Annotated in this window: 12 protein-coding genes; 2 read left to right on the top strand and 10 right to left on the bottom strand. The window is 56.8% G+C overall.

Annotation, left to right across the window (positions count from 1 at the left end):
• Positions 1 to 20: 20 nt before the first annotated feature.
• From ACJ8J5_RS02780 to ACJ8J5_RS02765, 4 genes are all read right to left on the bottom strand, one after another.
• Positions 21 to 932, bottom strand: a complete 912-nt coding sequence (locus ACJ8J5_RS02780; protein WP_169540658.1) for a class I SAM-dependent methyltransferase — start codon at positions 930 to 932, stop codon at positions 21 to 23.
• Positions 933 to 946: 14 nt separating this feature from the next.
• Positions 947 to 1,903 carry a diiron oxygenase gene (locus tag ACJ8J5_RS02775; protein ID WP_025303320.1) on the bottom strand — a complete coding sequence of 319 codons (957 nt, stop codon included), beginning with the start codon at positions 1,901 to 1,903 and terminating at the stop codon, positions 947 to 949.
• A gap of 98 nt (positions 1,904 to 2,001) precedes the next feature.
• Entirely contained in the window at positions 2,002 to 3,183 is a 1,182-nt protein-coding gene (locus ACJ8J5_RS02770; RefSeq protein WP_049209473.1) for an MFS transporter, read from the bottom strand.
• A gap of 304 nt (positions 3,184 to 3,487) precedes the next feature.
• A complete protein-coding gene (locus ACJ8J5_RS02765) occupies positions 3,488 to 4,651 on the bottom strand; it encodes a colicin-like pore-forming protein (RefSeq protein WP_265536011.1) in 1,164 nt (387 codons plus the stop codon).
• Positions 4,652 to 5,142: 491 nt separating this feature from the next.
• Here ACJ8J5_RS02765 and ACJ8J5_RS02760 point away from each other — a divergent pair, with 491 nt between their 5' ends.
• Positions 5,143 to 6,222 (top strand): transketolase-like TK C-terminal-containing protein, encoded by a 1,080-nt coding sequence (locus tag ACJ8J5_RS02760; RefSeq protein WP_038876720.1) that lies wholly within the window; start codon positions 5,143 to 5,145, stop codon positions 6,220 to 6,222.
• On the opposite strand, the gene ACJ8J5_RS02755 is transcribed toward ACJ8J5_RS02760, so the two are convergent.
• Positions 6,223 to 6,660 carry a MarR family winged helix-turn-helix transcriptional regulator gene (locus ACJ8J5_RS02755; protein ID WP_414104401.1) on the bottom strand — a complete coding sequence of 146 codons (438 nt, stop codon included), beginning with the start codon at positions 6,658 to 6,660 and terminating at the stop codon, positions 6,223 to 6,225.
• Between the two features lie 154 nt (positions 6,661 to 6,814).
• On the opposite strand from ACJ8J5_RS02755, the gene aceE reads away from it, so the two are divergent.
• Complete coding sequence (aceE, locus tag ACJ8J5_RS02750) at positions 6,815 to 9,490, top strand: pyruvate dehydrogenase (acetyl-transferring), homodimeric type (protein ID WP_197780486.1); 2,676 nt, start codon at positions 6,815 to 6,817, stop codon at positions 9,488 to 9,490.
• Positions 9,491 to 9,517: 27 nt separating this feature from the next.
• Here the strand turns inward: aceE and umuC are convergent, their stop codons facing one another.
• The 5 genes from umuC to ACJ8J5_RS02725 all read right to left on the bottom strand — a co-directional run bounded on the left by umuC (position 9,518) and on the right by ACJ8J5_RS02725 (position 16,175).
• Positions 9,518 to 10,834: a translesion error-prone DNA polymerase V subunit UmuC gene (gene umuC, locus ACJ8J5_RS02745; protein WP_049204968.1), complete on the bottom strand. Its 1,317-nt coding sequence runs from the start codon at positions 10,832 to 10,834 to the stop codon at positions 9,518 to 9,520.
• Between the two features lie 205 nt (positions 10,835 to 11,039).
• Positions 11,040 to 11,858 (bottom strand): energy transducer TonB, encoded by an 819-nt coding sequence (locus ACJ8J5_RS02740; protein WP_414104400.1) that lies wholly within the window; start codon positions 11,856 to 11,858, stop codon positions 11,040 to 11,042.
• A gap of 163 nt (positions 11,859 to 12,021) precedes the next feature.
• Positions 12,022 to 12,939, bottom strand: coding sequence for a FecR domain-containing protein (locus tag ACJ8J5_RS02735; protein ID WP_038629539.1), 918 nt, complete (start codon positions 12,937 to 12,939; stop codon positions 12,022 to 12,024).
• 17 nt (positions 12,940 to 12,956) lie between these two features.
• Entirely contained in the window at positions 12,957 to 13,469 is a 513-nt protein-coding gene (locus tag ACJ8J5_RS02730) for a sigma-70 family RNA polymerase sigma factor (protein ID WP_025303329.1), read from the bottom strand.
• Between the two features lie 168 nt (positions 13,470 to 13,637).
• Positions 13,638 to 16,175 (bottom strand): TonB-dependent receptor, encoded by a 2,538-nt coding sequence (locus ACJ8J5_RS02725; protein WP_414104399.1) that lies wholly within the window; start codon positions 16,173 to 16,175, stop codon positions 13,638 to 13,640.
• Between the last annotated feature and the right edge of the window lie 24 nt (positions 16,176 to 16,199).

Raw genomic sequence — 16,199 nt, 5'->3', positions numbered from 1 at the left:
GATATTACTCTTTTGGGTTATCAGGGTTTTACCGCCACGAGGATCGGCAACACGCCGCGTGAGCTGTAGTTGATATCTTTAACCGTGAACCCTGCCTGGGTTATCTGTTGCCTGATCTCTGCTTCTGAAGTGAAATTAAGGTAGGTAGCCTGAATAATGTCGCCAAAGATCGCGAACTCCTGCAAAAGGTCCGCCATTGGCGTTTCATATTTATCCCACTCCCCGCTGGGCGCGTTCTTTTCCGGCGGTGGCGTGAGGAAACTGAGCAACAAGGTTCCCCCTGGTTTTAATGCCTCGAAGAACCGACGATACAAAGCCACCAGCCTGTCCGGGTCAGACTCATACATATTCAGGCCGTTACTGGTAATCACATCGAAAGCGTTTTTTTCTTTTAACTCCCAGGCATTCTGCTGCGAGAATCGGCAACGGTTCGCCATGCCAACGCGCTTGGCCTTTTCGTTGGCGTGATAAAGTGACTCCGGGTCAAGATCAATGCCGGTCAATTGCACCGCGCCATGGCCGCTGTAATCCAAATCCAATAAATCATCCATCACACCGCACGGGATTGAAGCCAGCGTCTCCGCCTGCGTAATCAACTCAGCCAGCAAGGTCTGATAACGGTAGTAACGCTCGCGCGCCCGGCACAGCAACGAGCGATTCAGAAGCCAGTCTTCCAAAACATGTTCGGCGGGTTTTCCGGCGGGATGCTGGAAAATGTAAGACGTCCAGTAGCCATTGAGGCCGCGGTTATGCAGGAGGAAACGACCAAGCTCAAACTCCGTCAATTGATCGACCAGTTCAAGATTTCTCTCTAATGGAAGAATAAGCGAATTGCTATTCCGTAAACGCGCTTTTATTTCATCGGCCAACATCTTTGTTTCAGTCAAATAGGCCAGTTTAGAATGTGTTTTATGCGAGGCGAAACTATCCATACCCATCTCCATGATTAAATTATCCAACCAATATTTTCGAATCCCTGGCGCACTATCGGCGAATTCAGAATGCCGGTTCGTTTCAAAGCCATTAGCACGTTTTTAACAATGGGGACATCAGGCGTCACTTCAAAACCGCGATAAACCTTATTGATTGACTCCCGGCTGGCTTCGCAATCATGAGTTATCTTCGATAACAGCTCAATGTTAAACTGTTTCTCTGATTCAACATTCAAATACATTTTTACGAAATCAGCGATCTGCCCGCCGATCATCGCCTGATCGTTTTCATCCAACCTCGTCCAGATATAGCCAAGTAATTCGAGAAAGAAAATATAGTGTCTGGACTCATCGTTCATATGGTCATTAACATAGTATTTAATCGATGGATGAACGCCGTCACTATTAAAGAACTCCACCAGCTCTCTCACCAGGGTCGTTTCGAAAATGCACACCGCAATGATCTCGAAAATGTCATGGCAGCGCTCAGGTAACCGTTTCATCACCTCTGTAACGGCCACATAGGCGTCAGAATCCGGGTAACTCAGCGCACCGAGATCGGCATCATGCTCTCTAAGTTGATTGATCATATGTCTGGCGATATAAACATGGTAATACTCATCGATGATGACGGTATAGGCATTCAATTTAATCTGTTCGTCAAATTTGACAGCGAGATCGCCGTAGATAATTTTATTGCATGCTGAGTTAATGAGTTTGATCTCAAGATTAACGATATCATTGAGGTATTTAAACAATGACTGAGTAAGTATTTTTGACTTCCTCTCATTGTCCATGCCGCTCATCATGTCAGCTAAAAATATCGGCTGATTCTCCTCGGGGAAAAATGCGCCAGGAATAGTAAAGTCGATAAATTTACCGGGGCGGGTTCTTATTGATGCGCGCTGTTCCCATTTATCAGTATAGGCGGCAGACAAACCGCCCTTCGAAACCATGGTTTCGTTTTCCATAGATATTCTCCAGATGAAGGAATACATGTATTTAAAAAAGTCATGCCGATCCCGGCCAAATATAAATATTTAGCCGGGGGTCACGCGAAAACGATTATTTATTCTTCAGCTTTGCTTGGGGATGCCACGATACTCAACATAGACAACAACACGACAACGCCTATCACACTCGCCATCACATAGCTCATTTCCTCCGGCCGCCCGATAAAGACGTAGCTGGCCATCCCCGTGATAGCCACAACCAGCAGCGAGCGCATGCTCATGATATAGGAGGCCGCCACACCATAAATTTCCGGGTAGACACTCATGGAACGTGCGAACAGCGTCGGATAGCAGATAGAAAAACCGAAGCAGAACAGGCTCATCAGCAGGGTAATAGCCCAAGGCGTTGTCGCCGTCAGTAGAGCGAGAATGCTGACGATGGCTAACGCCATACCGATTTTCTCAGCGCGCCGATCGCCACCAAACGCGGCGATAATACGGGCGGAAAAGAGGCTGGGGATTGAAAATGACGCCACGATAATAAAAAAGTGAACGACAAATGCCGACAGCGAGAACGCAAAGGTTTCACGGTAAAGAAAAGCGCTGGAGGCGATGAATACCATATAAGCAGCAAAGAAAAGTGAAGGAATCAACGATAATCGCATGAATTGGAAACTCGCCGTCAGCCGGGCATAGCTTCCCACAATGGCTTTGAGATCGAATGGCGTTTTTTCTTTCTTCGTTTCCGGCAGGAACAACAATTCCAGCAGTACCGCCGCTGCGGTGATCACCGCGACAACCGCATAGTTTCCTCTCCACCCCCAATGCTCATTAATCCAACCACCGGCGATCGGCGCTAGCGACATGAAAATCGAGATACAGGCATTAACCAGACCGATCATGCTGTACATGGCCGCCCCTTGATAACGGTCTGCGATGATCGCGTAAGCCACTACCACCGGCGTGCAAGCCCCCAACCCCTGAATAAAGCGGGACAACATCAAAAGATCGATTGAAGTGGCGTAGGTACATCCCAGAGCACCTAACAGCATGATAGCCCCACCGATCAACATGGTTTTGCGTCGACCAATCGACTCTGACAGTGGGCCATAAATCAACGCGCCAAACACAAATCCCAAGAAGTTATAGGTGATCGTACGCTGAATATGCCCTTCAGAAACACCGAAACTGGCAGCCATATCCGGAAAGCTGGGAACGGACATATCCACTTCAATACACCCAGCCAATAAGGAAACCACAAGGATAAAGGGCAGAGGCACCCACTTTCCTGTCAACATATCCATACTCCAACAGAACATTAATCCGAATGTTAATAACCATGAACAAACTAGGAGAACAATTGTTATATGTAAATATCACTAATGAATAAAGGATGATAAATAGTGTTTTACGTGAAGAAAATCACATAACAGGAAGAAAAATAATGAAATTATCCGATGACGGGGAGATGGCTACATAAGACGAACTACACATATAAAAATCATCAACTTAAGAACTATATGAGACATGCTAATACATTGTTCAGGGCGCGTTCATACCCCATAAAAGAGGGGGCATGCCCCCTCTTCTGTCATGAGCTTGTTACATCTCGAGGATGAATTTTTCCAGTTCTCCTGCAAGGGCCGCATCGATATAGCTGGTGGCCCAGCCAAACAGGTAAGCGAAGGCGAAAATGCCCACCGTCGACGACACCAGCGTCGGCGCGAAAAACGCGGCGATAACGGAGAGCGTATACCCTGCGCCGATCGACAACCCGAGCGCTTCGAGCTGGTTGCGGAACGCTTTCCAGTTGCCGGTAGAGAAACCTTCAATCGCGGCGTTTACCAGATCCGCGCCCTTGATCGCCCAGTCCACCCCGGTGAAGACCTTGCCCAATACCCGCGCATTGCGGGCATACTGTTCCGCATCGATCATTTTCAGCCAGGCGACAATCGCCGCTTTGTCCTGCGCCTTGAGCTTTTTGTTCAGGCCCTTCGTCAATTGCTCGTAGGTTTTCTCCACATCTTGCACGTTGCGGATATATTTTCCTTGAATTCCCGCCTCCAAATCCTTGGCGAGTTTGGCGTATTTCGCGCCGATCTTTTCCGCGATATCTTTATTGATACCTGCGGCCAGGCTGACGCCATCCTTGATGGCTTTTAATTCCGCATTTTGATATTCGACGAAGTCCTTAACGATCGTTTTTACCGAGCCGGGCGATTTTACCGGCTTGCCGTTGGCATATTTCACCTCCATGGCATTCAGGTTATCCCCTCTCACCACGGCGATAAACGCGGGCCGGTTCTTATTGGCCTTATAGTAGAGGCTGTAGGTCGCCACTCCGTCTTGCTTTTCCACCTTCAAATGATGAAAACCGTAGTAACTCCCGGTCGTGCGAGTCGTCGAGAATTCGCCGGTTTTGCCGTTGCCATGCCAGCCGCTGACGGGCCGATCGCGATGCGAGTCTGTCACGAAACTGCCTAACGAAGAGGCGCCGATCTGCCCGGCATTCAGGCCATTGTTGCCGCCTTTGCCAGGGGTTGAGGGCTTGCGCGCATGGCCGGTTTCGATATCCCCGATCGCCACTGTCACCCCCTTGGCGTTGACCCCCATCACCAGTCCCCCCAGGCCAATGTGCTTCGCCTGATCGGCCGTCAAACCGGTGGCGGAAAGGCTCAGCGTGCCGGATGGGCTGACGCTTTCAATATGCAATTTCGCATCCGGGTTAATTCTGCGCGCCGCCTTAATCACCGCCGCCAGCTTCATGCGCAGCGCCGGATCGTTTTGGATCGCCGCTATCTGTTGCTGTTCCGGGCTGCTGCCAACGCCGGCGCCGCCGCGATCGCGATCGCCGGAATGGCCTTTATCGCCGCCCCCCGGCTCTGGGCCCGTACCGCGTTCAGAACTCCAATTAGTTCCATCCCCTTTACCACCATAATTAAATCCAGGCATATGCTTTCATCCTTATTTCGTTTTATTTTTAAGATGCCGATATCCTCGTTTAGCGTTCACTAACGCGTGCCTGAGTAATATCGGCAAACCGTTTTTAGCTGCCCGCCATTTATAAAAAACCGCAGAAATAAGGACAACGGATGACGGCTGTCTGGTCGGTGAAACAAATAGGCTCCCTTCCGCAGAACCTGAATATACCGGCGCAGGTCACGCCTGGACGGCGGCGGCCTGTTCAGAAGTCATTGGCATACGCCATAAATTGCAATTACAATCATCGCACTTGCAACTAAAAAAGGGTACTCCGCATGTCGCCTCAACGTATAACACTGCCCGCCGCTTCGGCCAGAACCCAAACCCTGGCCGAAGCCTGTATCCGCAAGATGACCTCCGTCAGTCAAAAAGCCGGCGCCTCGCGCCCTTCTTCCAGCGCCTGGACGGCGCAAACGCTGGACGAACTTAACGCCAGCGGCGACATCTGGCTTATCGACGGCAGAAGGCGCACCGAGCCACCGAGTTCCCACTACGCCACCGCCTGGCCGCTCTGGTTTGGCCATCAATCAGAGCGTTATGAGAAGCCGCTGTTTTACTTCGTCAACACGCCCTCGGTGGACATGCTTCGCGGGCTTGAGCCGGAAACCAATCGTAAAGGGATTTTCATCAGCGATGCGGATACTGGCAGTGCCGATTTGCCCAAAGGCGTTCAGGCCTGGTTCCCGCTTCAGCTCACGGCCATGCCGGGCTGGTTGCCTTTCGATCCGGCCAATGCCCGAGAAACCGGCGCGATACTCCATCACGCCCTCCACGCGCTCTATCTGGAGGGAACGAGGAAGATGGTGTATCTCGCGACCAACGCAGACAATGGCCCCCTCTCTTCAGGGGAACCGTTTGTCGCAGAACAGGCGTTCAAGGGAATGTATCGTGTCGCCGCCGCGGCAGACTCGCCGTTGCAGGTTCGTCTGTGTGGCGCCGGCCGAGCGCTCGCCCGCGTTCAGCAGGCGGCCAAAGTGTTGAAAAACTGGGGGATTGCGTCTGAAATCTGGAGTTGCCCCAGCTACACGCGGTTGGCGCAGGACGCCGAACTCGCCGACATGCAGCGCCAGGACAGCGGCGGCGAATGCCATCTGAAAACGTGCCTGGGTACCGGGAATGCCCCCGTCGTCGCCGTTACCGACTACTCGCACCTGATTGCCAATCAGCTCAGGCGATTCATTCCCGCGCGCTTTGCCGCGGTGGGCTCAGATTCACGGGTGCGCGGCGAAATCCACTACCCGCAGGCGGAATGGATTGCGCTCTGCGCCCTTAAACTGCTGGCCGACGAGCAGAAAATCCCTTCGGCGCTGATCGCCGATGCGCTGCGCGTTCTGCACATCACGCCCGATGCCTGATCACTCTCTGGCCAGTTGCATCGCATTGTTCAACGCGTCGGAGAAGCGTGCGACCTCTTCTTCGCTGAACTGGTTGAGAAAGTGGGTGTTGACCACCGAACGGTAGATCTCCCACATCTTTTTCCGCAGGACCTTGCCTTCCTCGGTGATAGTCGCGAAGGAGGCCCGGCGATCGTCATCCGATCGAAAACGCGTGACCAGCCGCTCTTTTTCCAGGCGATCCATCAGGCGGGTCAGGTTGTAACGCTCAATCACCAACACGTCCGCCAGCTCATGCATGCGGCGTGTGCCGTTTTCCCCGCTTTCCAATCCCCATAACACGTCATACCAGGCGTAAACCGGCAGCCCCGCTTCCGACAACTTCGCCTCTATCTTTCTGATCATCGCCCGATGCGCGCGCACAAAGGAGAACCACAGGTCGGGTTGTTTATCTGTCATGTCATTTTTCTCGTCAAAACCGGTGAGTTGCAATTGCAATTGTAAAGGGATAGAGTGGCTTTCGCCATTGTTGCATTTGCAACTCTTGCACTTGCAATTCACTGAATCCCTGTATCGCTCAGCGCCTTATCAGGTAAGTACATTTGGAGCTTTTATGAACCAACCTGCGGTAAAAGCAGATCTCGACCCACAAGAGACGGCTGAATGGCTTGAGGCATTTGAAGGTGTCACTGACATCGACGGCCGTGAACGCGCGCATTTTTTGTTGGAAAGAATGGCCGAAGCCGATCAGCGAAAACACGGTGATTTCTTCAGCATGGTCACCACGCCCTACGTGAATACGATCCCGGCCTATAAGCAACCGACGTATCCCGGCGATCTGGCCGCTGAAGCGCGCATCAATGCGTTTATTCGCTGGAATGCCATGGCGATGGTGCTGCGTGCCGGCAAACATTCCAACGTCGGCGGGCATATCGCCACCTACCAATCGGCCGCGGTGCTTTACGATGTGGGGTTCACGCACTTCTTCCGTGGGCGCACCGATGATTTCGCCGGCGACATGGTGTATATCCAGGGCCATTCCGCCCCCGGCATTTATGGCCGCGCCTATCTCGAAGGCCGCATCGACGAGGAGCTGCTCGACAACTTTCGCCGCGAATCCGCGCGCCGCGGCCTCTCCTCCTACCCGCACCCGCGGCTGATGCCGGATTTCTGGCAATATCCCACCGTTTCGATGGGGCTGGGGCCGCTGACCGCCGCCTACCAGGCGCGCTACATGCGCTATCTGGAATACCGCGAGTTGAAACCGCACCAGGGGAGAAAGGTGTGGGCGTTTCTCGGCGACGGCGAGATGGATCAGCCGGAATCGCTGGCGGCGATTGCGCTGGGCGGGCGAGAAAAACTCGATAACCTGATCTTCGTCGTGAACTGCAACCTGCAACGGCTGGATGGCCCCGTGCGCGGCAACGGCAAGATTATTCAGGAGCTGGAAGGCACCTTCAAAGCCGCCGGCTGGCAGGTGATCAAGGTGATCTGGGGCAGCGGCTGGGACAAACTGCTGCAAAAAGACCGCTCCGGGCTGCTGATGCAGCGCATGATGGAGTGCGTCGACGGCGATTACCAAACCTTCAAGTCGCAAAGCGGCGCCTATGTGCGGGAGCACTTCTTCGGCAAGTATCCGGAATTGCTCGAGCTGGTCGCCGACCTGAGCGACGATGAGATCTGGGCGCTGCACCGCGGCGGCCACGATCCGCAAAAGGTGTACGCCGCCTACCATCAGGCGGTGCATACCCCGGGCAGGCCGACGGTGGTGCTGGCCAAAACCGTCAAAGGGTTTGGCATGGGGGAAGCCGGTGAAGGGCAGAACATCAACCACCAGCTGAAAAAAATGAGCCAGGATGCGGTGAAAGCCTTCCTCGACCGTTTAGGGCTGACCATCTCCGACGCCCAACTGGCAGAGATCCCTTACCTGAAGCCCGAACCCGACAGCGCGGCGGCGAAGTACATCACCGCGACGCGCACCGCGCTGGGCGGCTACATCCCTGCCCGCTTCGGCCAATCCGCTCCGCTGGCGATACCGGAACTATCGCGCTTCGACGGCCTCCTGAAGGGCAGCGGCGAACGCAACATGTCGACCACCATGGCTTTCGTTAATATCCTCGGCACGCTGCTCAAAGACGTCAACATCGGCAAACTGATCGTGCCCATCGTGCCGGACGAGTCGCGCACGTTCGGCATGGAAGGCCTGTTCCGCCAGATTGGCATCCATTCCTGGCTCGGCCAGCTGTATACCCCGCAAGACGCCGGGCAGCTCAGCTACTATAAAGAGGCCAAAGACGGCCAGATTTTGCAGGAAGGCATCAACGAATCCGGTGCGATATCGACCTGGATCGCCGCCGGCACCGCCTACAGCAACCACGATGTCGCGACGATCCCGTTCTATATCTTCTACTCCATGTTCGGGCTGCAACGGGTGGGCGATCTCGCCTGGGCGGCGGCCGACGCACGCACCAAGGGTTTCCTGCTCGGCGCCACCTCCGGCAGAACCACCCTGATGGGCGAAGGCTTGCAGCATGACGACGGCCACAGCCACGTGCTGTCTTCGGTGATCCCCAGCTGCGTCTCCTACGATCCGACCTATGCCTATGAACTCGCGGTGATCGTCCAGAGCGGCATGCGCAGGATGTTCGTTGAACAAGAGGATATTTACTACTACATCACCTTGCTCAACGAGGGCTACCCGCAGCCGCCGATGCCGGCGGGCGTGGAGGACGGGATTATCCAGGGCGCCTATTTGCTCAAACAGAGCGAAACGACAAACCAAGAGAGCCCGCGCGCTCAGCTGGTCGCCAGCGGTGCCATCATGCGCGAGGCGCTGGCGGCGGCGGAGCTGTTGGCGGCGGACTTTGGCGTCGCCAGCGATATCTGGAGCGCCACCAGCCTGAGCGAGCTGCGCCGCAACGGCATGGCGGCCGAACGCTGGAACCTGCTGCATCCGGAAGATCCGCCGAAAGTTCCTTATATTCAGAGCCTGCTGGCGGCGCATCCCGGCCCGGTGGTGGTGGTGACGGACTATATGAAGATCGTCGGCGATCAGATCAAACCGTTCTTGCCCGACCGCACCTTTATCGCCTTGGGCACCGACGGCTTTGGTCGCTCGGACACCCGCGAGGCGCTGCGTGAGTTCTTCGAGGTCAACCGCCATTTCATCGCGCTCGCCGCGTTGAAACTGCTGGCTGACGAAGGCCGTATCGCCCGCAGCGAGGTCAACCGCGCCATGGCGCTGTATGGCATCGCCCCCGATAAGCCGGATCCGGCGGCGGTGAAGTAACACTCAGCCTACCCACGCCGCCGGTTGTCACCCGCGGCGTTTTTCTTCCTTCGATTCGGCGGAGCACGGCGCCCGCTCCCCCAGCCGCACCACCGGAATGTCCGCCAGCCGGGTGGTGTAGGCCGGCGACAGCATGTCGCGCTTCATTTGCCACGGCTTGACGATCCCCTGCCCGGCGAACCACACGCGCCCGCGCCCTTCCTGATTCAGGCGATCGAGGGTCGCCATCAGCCGCTCGCTGTTGCGGCGCGGCGGGCAGTCGTCGAACAGATCGATCTGCGCCATGGCGGCGGCGCTGAAATCTCCCAGCACCACGCCGCCCTTCAGGTAACGTCGCCCCTCCTGCCAGATGCTTTCCAGCGCACGTACCGCCATGGCGATGATGTCGCGGCTGTCATTGCTCGGGGTTTGCAGCCGGGCGGTGCCCATATTGCTGTAATACCCTTCGCCCGCCGAATGCGGGCTGGTTTTGATAAATACCGACACGTTGCGGCAATAGCGCTTTTCCTGCCGCAGCTTTTCGGCGGCGCGTTCGGCGTAGCTGCAGATCGCCTCGCGCATGTGTGGGTAGTGCGTCAGCCGCTGGCCGAACGAGCGGGAACAGATGATCTGCTCTTTGGCGGCCGCCTCATCTTCCCACTGCAGGCACGATTCGCCGCGCAGCTCGCGTATCGTGCGCTCCAGCACCACGCTGAAGGTTTTACGCGCCAGCCGGGTATCGCAGTCCGCCAGCTGCAGCGCGGTGTGAATACCCATCGCCTGCAGTTGGCGAGTCAGGCGGCGCCCCACGCCCCACACCTCTTCCACCGGAAGCAACGCCAGCAGTTTGCGCTGGCGCGCCGGATCGGATAAATCCACCACGCCGCCGGTGCCGCGCCATTTCTTGGCGGCGAAGTTGGCCAGCTTGGCCAGCGTTTTGCTCGGCGCAATGCCGACCCCGACCGTCAAATGCAGCTCGCGCCGGATGCGATCGCGCACCCGCTGGCCGAATGGCTCCAGCGCCTCGCAGTGCGCCACACCGTCCAGCCGCAGAAAGGCTTCGTCCAGCGAATAAATCTCCACCGCCGGCGCCATCTCTTCCAGCGTGTCCATCACCCGGCGGGACATGTCGGCGTACAGCGCGTAGTTGGAGGAGAACACCGCAACGTTGCGGCGGCGCATTTCCTCTTTGATTTTGAAATAAGGCGCCCCCATCGGCACGCCCAATGCCTTCGCCTCGGCGCTACGGGCGATCACGCAACCGTCGTTGTTGGACAGCACGATCACCGGCCGCCCGCGCAGATCGGGCCGAAAGATGGTCTCGCAGGAAGCATAGAAACTGTTGACGTCTACCAGGGCGAACATGGCTACTGCCCCTTCATCGCCAGAGGCCAGACCGGCGTTATCATCAGTGGGTTATTATTCATAGCGGCACCAAATAACTGTTCATGCATACAGTATTTGTATTTTTCTGGCGACGATCAAGTAGAAACCACCTCATCGCTGCTATCCGTTTGATGCACTTTGGCTTTTAACTCAGCCCTCCGTTTACCTGGAGCCGAGTTTTTCATTAACGGCGAACTTCACGCAGATCGAAACGAATCGGAATGGTCACGCTGAATTCCGCCTGCCCCGCTGCGATCTCGTTGCCGGGTGCGGGCAGTGGAGAAGCGCGCTGCGGTAACTGAAGCGCCTCCCGATCGAGCGAAGCAACGCCGCTCGATCGCAATAGCTTCACGCCCAGCACGTTTCCCTGTCGATCCAACGTCACGGCAACCTGAACAATACCCTGGCGCTGCTGGCGTACCGCCAGGGCGGGATAGCGTTTGAAACGGCTCAAATGCGCCAACAGCAGGCCGCTCCAGACCGAGGCATCCTGACTCGGCTGCGACGCCACGCTGGTTTGCGGCGCGGCAACACGCTTTCCATCCAGAGACGGCGGCGCGCTGGTACTTGATGCTCTTGAGTTTGCAGACGCCATTTTTTCCTGTTCTTCTTGCCTTGGGCGCGGCGGTTCCGTCTTCGGTTTGATGGGGTCGTTCCGTTGCCCTTTGGCCTTGCTCTGCCGCTCCGTTGCACGCGGTGCATGAATCAGCGGAGGCATCGCCGCCTCCGATTCCCGATTGGCCTGCCGTTGCGCCACCGCCTGCACCTGGCGCACGCCGGTTGGCATCGGCTCCGTGTTGGGTGTCGATTCAGCCGGCTCGGCAACCATCATCAACACCATCGGTTGTGCCGCAGGCAGCAACGGTGGCATCAGGTGATAACCGAGCCCAAACCACAACGCACCATGCAGACCCAACGCCAACACATTGGCGGTAGCCCAGCGCCATCGCCCGCCTGTAGGGGGTAAAGAGAAATCGCCAGATAATACGTTGTGATTGAACATAGGGAACGGTACTCAGGTTAAGCGTAAAACAGACCAACGTACGCAGCGGTCAACGGCAGTCGGGGTATGTCAGAAAGGTCGTTTAGGCACGCGGCACCGGGCAGGTAAAGAAAAAGAACAGGTCAATAGAAAAGGAAATGCCCTAATGGCAGAGTAAAAAACTTTAGGATACGGTGATGAAGTATTTTGACAGCATATTTACCCTAACCGGCAACGCGCCGGGCAGTGCCGCGATGACGCGCTCGGGGTCAGCCAGCGGGAACGCACCGGAGAGCCTCAGGCCGGCGACCTCCGGCCGGCAGCGAATAACGCCCTGACGATAACGCCCCAGTTCCATCAGGAAGTCGTCCAGCCGCATGTTGTCGGCCAGCAGCATGCCTTGCCGCCAACCGGGCTCTTGCGTCACGCGATACGGTTCGCCAATGCCTTGCCGGCTTAATCTGCCGCCCTGACCGGCGTTGAGCACCGCGTTCCGATGCGCCGGTGAAAGGATCGTGACCCGACCAAGATAAACGGCGATATCACTGTAAGTTTCCCACAGGCGAATGCTGAAGCGAGCAGCCTGCACCATGAGCTCGCCCTGCGGCAATCTCACCGTCAACGCACCGCTTTCCGGCGGCAGATTCACCATCATTTCGCCTTCCAGCAATGTGGCCTGCTGACGGCTGACGTTGACCGCCGTTTGCGTGTTCAGCATCAACTGCGCGCCATCCGCCAACGCGACGGTTTGCTGTTCCCCCACCGCCGTACGGTAATCCGCCAGCCAGGGGCGCCATGGCAGCGCGCCCGAACCGACACCAACCGTCCCCACCACGCCGATGGCCGCCAGGCTTCTCAATAACCGGCGACGTTGCGGGTTCGGCAACTGCGACAGACTACGCTGCGCCGCCGCCCCGTTAAGCAGAGAAAAACGGGATGAAAACGCGGCGATATGCCGCCAGGCGCGTTCATTTTCCGGTTTCGCCTGATACCAACGTCGCCAGTTTTCCCTATCCGCGTCGCTTGCCTCTTCCGACATCAGCTGCGTTAACCACGCGGCGGCCTCTCGCGCGCTCTGCCGATCGATATCCGATTCCATCATGGGTTCCGCACCTGCCGTTACGCCGCCAATGCAAAGAAACAGTGCAAATTAGCGCGCTGCAGATATTGTTTCACCGAGCTGGTCGACACCCGTAAACGTTCAGCGATGTCGCAATAACGCATGCCCTGCAGGTGCGCCAACAGGAAAGCCTCGCGGACGTGCGCCGGCAATCCGTCCAACGCCTGATCCAACTGTTCGAGCATTTCGAGGGTTTGTTGACGAACTTCCGGCGAGGGCGCCTCGATCGCAGGCAACTCGCTCAAGGCCTGCAGATAGCTCTCTTCGATTGTTTTACGCCGGTAATAATTCGCCACCAGCCGGCGCGCTACGGTCGCCAGGAAGGGGCGTGGTTGCCGAATGGCGAGCAACTGCGGGCTCAGTAAAATACTGATGAAAGTATCCTGCGCCAGGTCTTCGGCGTGATGCGCACACCCAACCTTCTGTCGCAGCCAATGGCATAGCCAACTGTGATGCTCAAGGTAAAGCTGTTGAGCAAACCCGTTGGCTGCCGCGGCCTCTTTCCTCGCCATTCGGTGACACCAATTGATAATGAGATTGAAAATGATAATTATTATTATTTTAAAATTGTAACTTCTGTGTCAAGCGATTGCTGATGATTTATAAACGGCGAAAAAGTAGGGAAATACGGGGGAGGAAACGTGAAAAGGGGCCTAAATGGCCCCCTGCAGACAGGATCGTCAAAAACGCTGACTGACGCTGAACTTGATGTTGCGCCCTACGCCGGACACCGATTCGCCCAGGTAAGGGTAATAATCGCGGTTGAACAGGTTGTCCACCGCCACGCGGGCTTCGAAGCCGTGCAAGCCGCTGGGCTGCCACGAGGCGAACAGGCCGTGCAATGCATAACCCGAGGTTTTCGGCAGGGCCCAGACAACGGCCATCGGATCGCCGTCGGCCGGTGAACGATCCTGTTTACGTACGAAATCGCCGGTCCAGCCGAAGGCCATGTCCCACTGCGGCACTTTCATGCCCAGCATCGCGTGTGCCGTAACGGGTGGAATTTCGGCAATCCAGGTTTCGTTGCCCCACGGATCGCGCGGTGAAGCGTCGCGTTTGCCGCGGATCGAGGAGAACGACAGGCTGCCGAACAGGCTTTCGCTGTCATAAAACGATTCGAGCTCCACGCCCTCAATGGTATAGCCCGGCAAGTTGCGATAGTTCGACAACGGTTGCCCACATTGGCCCCCGTGCCGTGCGGCGTCACACACTACGCCGCGACGATAGAAAATCTCGTCCTTGCCGCGATTGCGGAACAGCGTAGTGCGGATCTGCAGGCTGTCCCGCGCCATCAACACATCGTTGAAGTCCAGCACCGCGCCGAGACGAACGCCCGTCATGCGTTCCACCTGCAGGCCGCGGCTGGTACCGGGCACGCTGGAAGCGGCGGATTGCACTTCGTACTGTTCGTCGATCACCGGGGCGCGCCAGGTGCGGCTGACGTCGGCAAACAGGGACAGATTCGACGTCGCTTTCCACATCACGCCCAAGTGCGGCGACCAGCCGGTATAGGTCACGCTACTGTAATCATGGCCCACGAGCGGATCGCTGTCGTTATAGCGCGGCGCCCGGTTCGGTTGCCCGGTATTGGTCACATGATCGTAACGCACGCCTGGCGTCACGGTCAGGCTGCCGAAGCTAACCGCATCCTGCAGATAAACGCTGCGGGTTTCCTGTTCGCCCGCCGGCATGTAGTACGGCTGGAAATAGCCGTAGTTGTAACTGGCATTTTTCACCTGCGAAGGGTAATACATCAGGGTATCGCGCTGATGTTTATGCCAACGCGCACCGAGCAACAGCTTGTGCTCCAGCGGACCGCTGGCGAAACGGCTTTCATTGCTGACGTCAAACTGCCGATCGGTATAGTTCACCCAACTTTCATTGCCCAGCGTACCGAGATAGCTGAACTTTGAAGCGGAATCCGGCCGCTTGTCATGCTGCTCGGTCTTCGAATAGGCGTAAGACAGCGTCAGATTCAGCAACGGCTGCGCTTCCGGCGCCAGATTCCATTTCACCGAGTAATTGGTGTCTGTCTGGTCGCGATACACCAGAATGCGGCGCCACGCTTCTTCCCGGCCATATTTATCGATATCCGCCTGGCTGGGCGCGGCGATATCGTCCCGCTTGGCGGCGAAAGGCTGCCAGCCATCGGAATCGGATCGCATCGCCGACAGCGTCAACGTTTGCGCCTCGCTCAGATAAATATTGGTTTTTAACAGGTAGGAAGCCTGATCGTTGGCAGAATAGGCAAAACGCGTGCCGTCCGGCCGCTTCAGGTTGCCGCCGTCACGCTTGCTCATGTAGAGCAAACCGTCGGCGGATCCTTCCGGCGTACGACCGTACAAGGCACCGCTGTAAATGCCCTGACGATCGTTGGTGTGGTAGCTGTACTTCAGCAAGCCGCCAAAATCTTCGCCCGGCAGCAGCATGTCCCCAGCATCTTTGGTCTCCAGCGTAATGGTCCCGCCAAAGCCGCCATTGCCGTTCAACAGATTGTGCGGCCCCTTATCGACCTCAACCTTTTTCAGCAGTTCGGGTTCGATGAATACCGAGCCCTGCCGATATTTCTCAAATCCCTTCGGCGCCCCGTCCAGCACGACCTTCACATCTTCCATGTCCCCCATGCCCCAGATATTCAGGCTTTGGCCGCCCGGGCGCGGCGAGCCCGCCATCCCTACGCCAGGCAAGCGATCAAGCAAACTGGCGATATTGTCTGCCTGCACGCGTTCGATGTCTTCTTTATCCAACACCGAACGGCCGGCGGCGACGCTGTCGGACAAACCGCCGACCACCGACAGTTCCGGTATCGTCAACGGCTGAACCGGCCCGGCGTCGACCAACCGATATCCCTGTGCGGTTTGCTGAGCGCGCAATCCGCTGCCCGCCAACAGCGTATCGAACGCGTCGGTGAGGCGATAATGCCCCTGCAGGCCCGCGGTGTTTTTTCCACGCGTCTGTTCGGGCGTGAAAATCACTATCACGCCGGCCTTAGCGGCCGCCGTCTGCAAGGCGGGCGCCAGGTCACCGGCGGGAATGGCGAAAGGCAGGATAGCGGACTGCTCGACCGCCGCCGGTGGCACCGACGCACCGGGCGCCGCCATCGCGGAGGTGAGCATGCCCGATAATGCGCACCCTACCCCGATAGCGACCCGCTTCCCGGCGGTACGTTTGGCTGATGTGAACGTACGCCCTGCGCCGTTCTTGTTTTTTATGGCCATGAAGGATTCCCCTGAGTGTAATGA

Origin of the sequence: Serratia sp. CY43202 (assembly GCF_052168755.1) — a bacterium.
In the GTDB taxonomy this organism is placed as follows: domain Bacteria; phylum Pseudomonadota; class Gammaproteobacteria; order Enterobacterales; family Enterobacteriaceae; genus Serratia; species Serratia bockelmannii.
Note: the sequence above shows the minus strand (reverse complement) of the source record. Positions and strands in the feature narration are given on the sequence as shown.

What these genes read in the sequence shown, in the direction of transcription:
- ACJ8J5_RS02730 (WP_025303329.1), bottom strand. Translation starts at nt 13,469, where the DNA reads ATGGCGAGGAAAGAGGCCGCGGCAGCCAACGGGTTTGCTCAACAGCTT.
- ACJ8J5_RS02765 (WP_265536011.1), bottom strand. Translation starts at nt 4,651, where the DNA reads ATGAAGCTGGCGGCGGTGATTAAGGCGGCGCGCAGAATTAACCCGGAT.
- ACJ8J5_RS02725 (WP_414104399.1), bottom strand. Translation starts at nt 16,175, where the DNA reads ATGGCCATAAAAAACAAGAACGGCGCAGGGCGTACGTTCACATCAGCC.
- umuC (WP_049204968.1), bottom strand. Translation starts at nt 10,834, where the DNA reads ATGTTCGCCCTGGTAGACGTCAACAGTTTCTATGCTTCCTGCGAGACC.
- ACJ8J5_RS02775 (WP_025303320.1), bottom strand. Translation starts at nt 1,903, where the DNA reads ATGGAAAACGAAACCATGGTTTCGAAGGGCGGTTTGTCTGCCGCCTAT.
- ACJ8J5_RS02780 (WP_169540658.1), bottom strand. Translation starts at nt 932, where the DNA reads ATGGATAGTTTCGCCTCGCATAAAACACATTCTAAACTGGCCTATTTG.
- ACJ8J5_RS02755 (WP_414104401.1), bottom strand. Translation starts at nt 6,660, where the DNA reads ATGACAGATAAACAACCCGACCTGTGGTTCTCCTTTGTGCGCGCGCAT.
- ACJ8J5_RS02735 (WP_038629539.1), bottom strand. Translation starts at nt 12,939, where the DNA reads ATGATGGAATCGGATATCGATCGGCAGAGCGCGCGAGAGGCCGCCGCG.
- ACJ8J5_RS02740 (WP_414104400.1), bottom strand. Translation starts at nt 11,858, where the DNA reads ATGTTCAATCACAACGTATTATCTGGCGATTTCTCTTTACCCCCTACA.
- ACJ8J5_RS02770 (WP_049209473.1), bottom strand. Translation starts at nt 3,183, where the DNA reads ATGTTGACAGGAAAGTGGGTGCCTCTGCCCTTTATCCTTGTGGTTTCC.
- aceE (WP_197780486.1), top strand. Translation starts at nt 6,815, where the DNA reads ATGAACCAACCTGCGGTAAAAGCAGATCTCGACCCACAAGAGACGGCT.
- ACJ8J5_RS02760 (WP_038876720.1), top strand. Translation starts at nt 5,143, where the DNA reads ATGTCGCCTCAACGTATAACACTGCCCGCCGCTTCGGCCAGAACCCAA.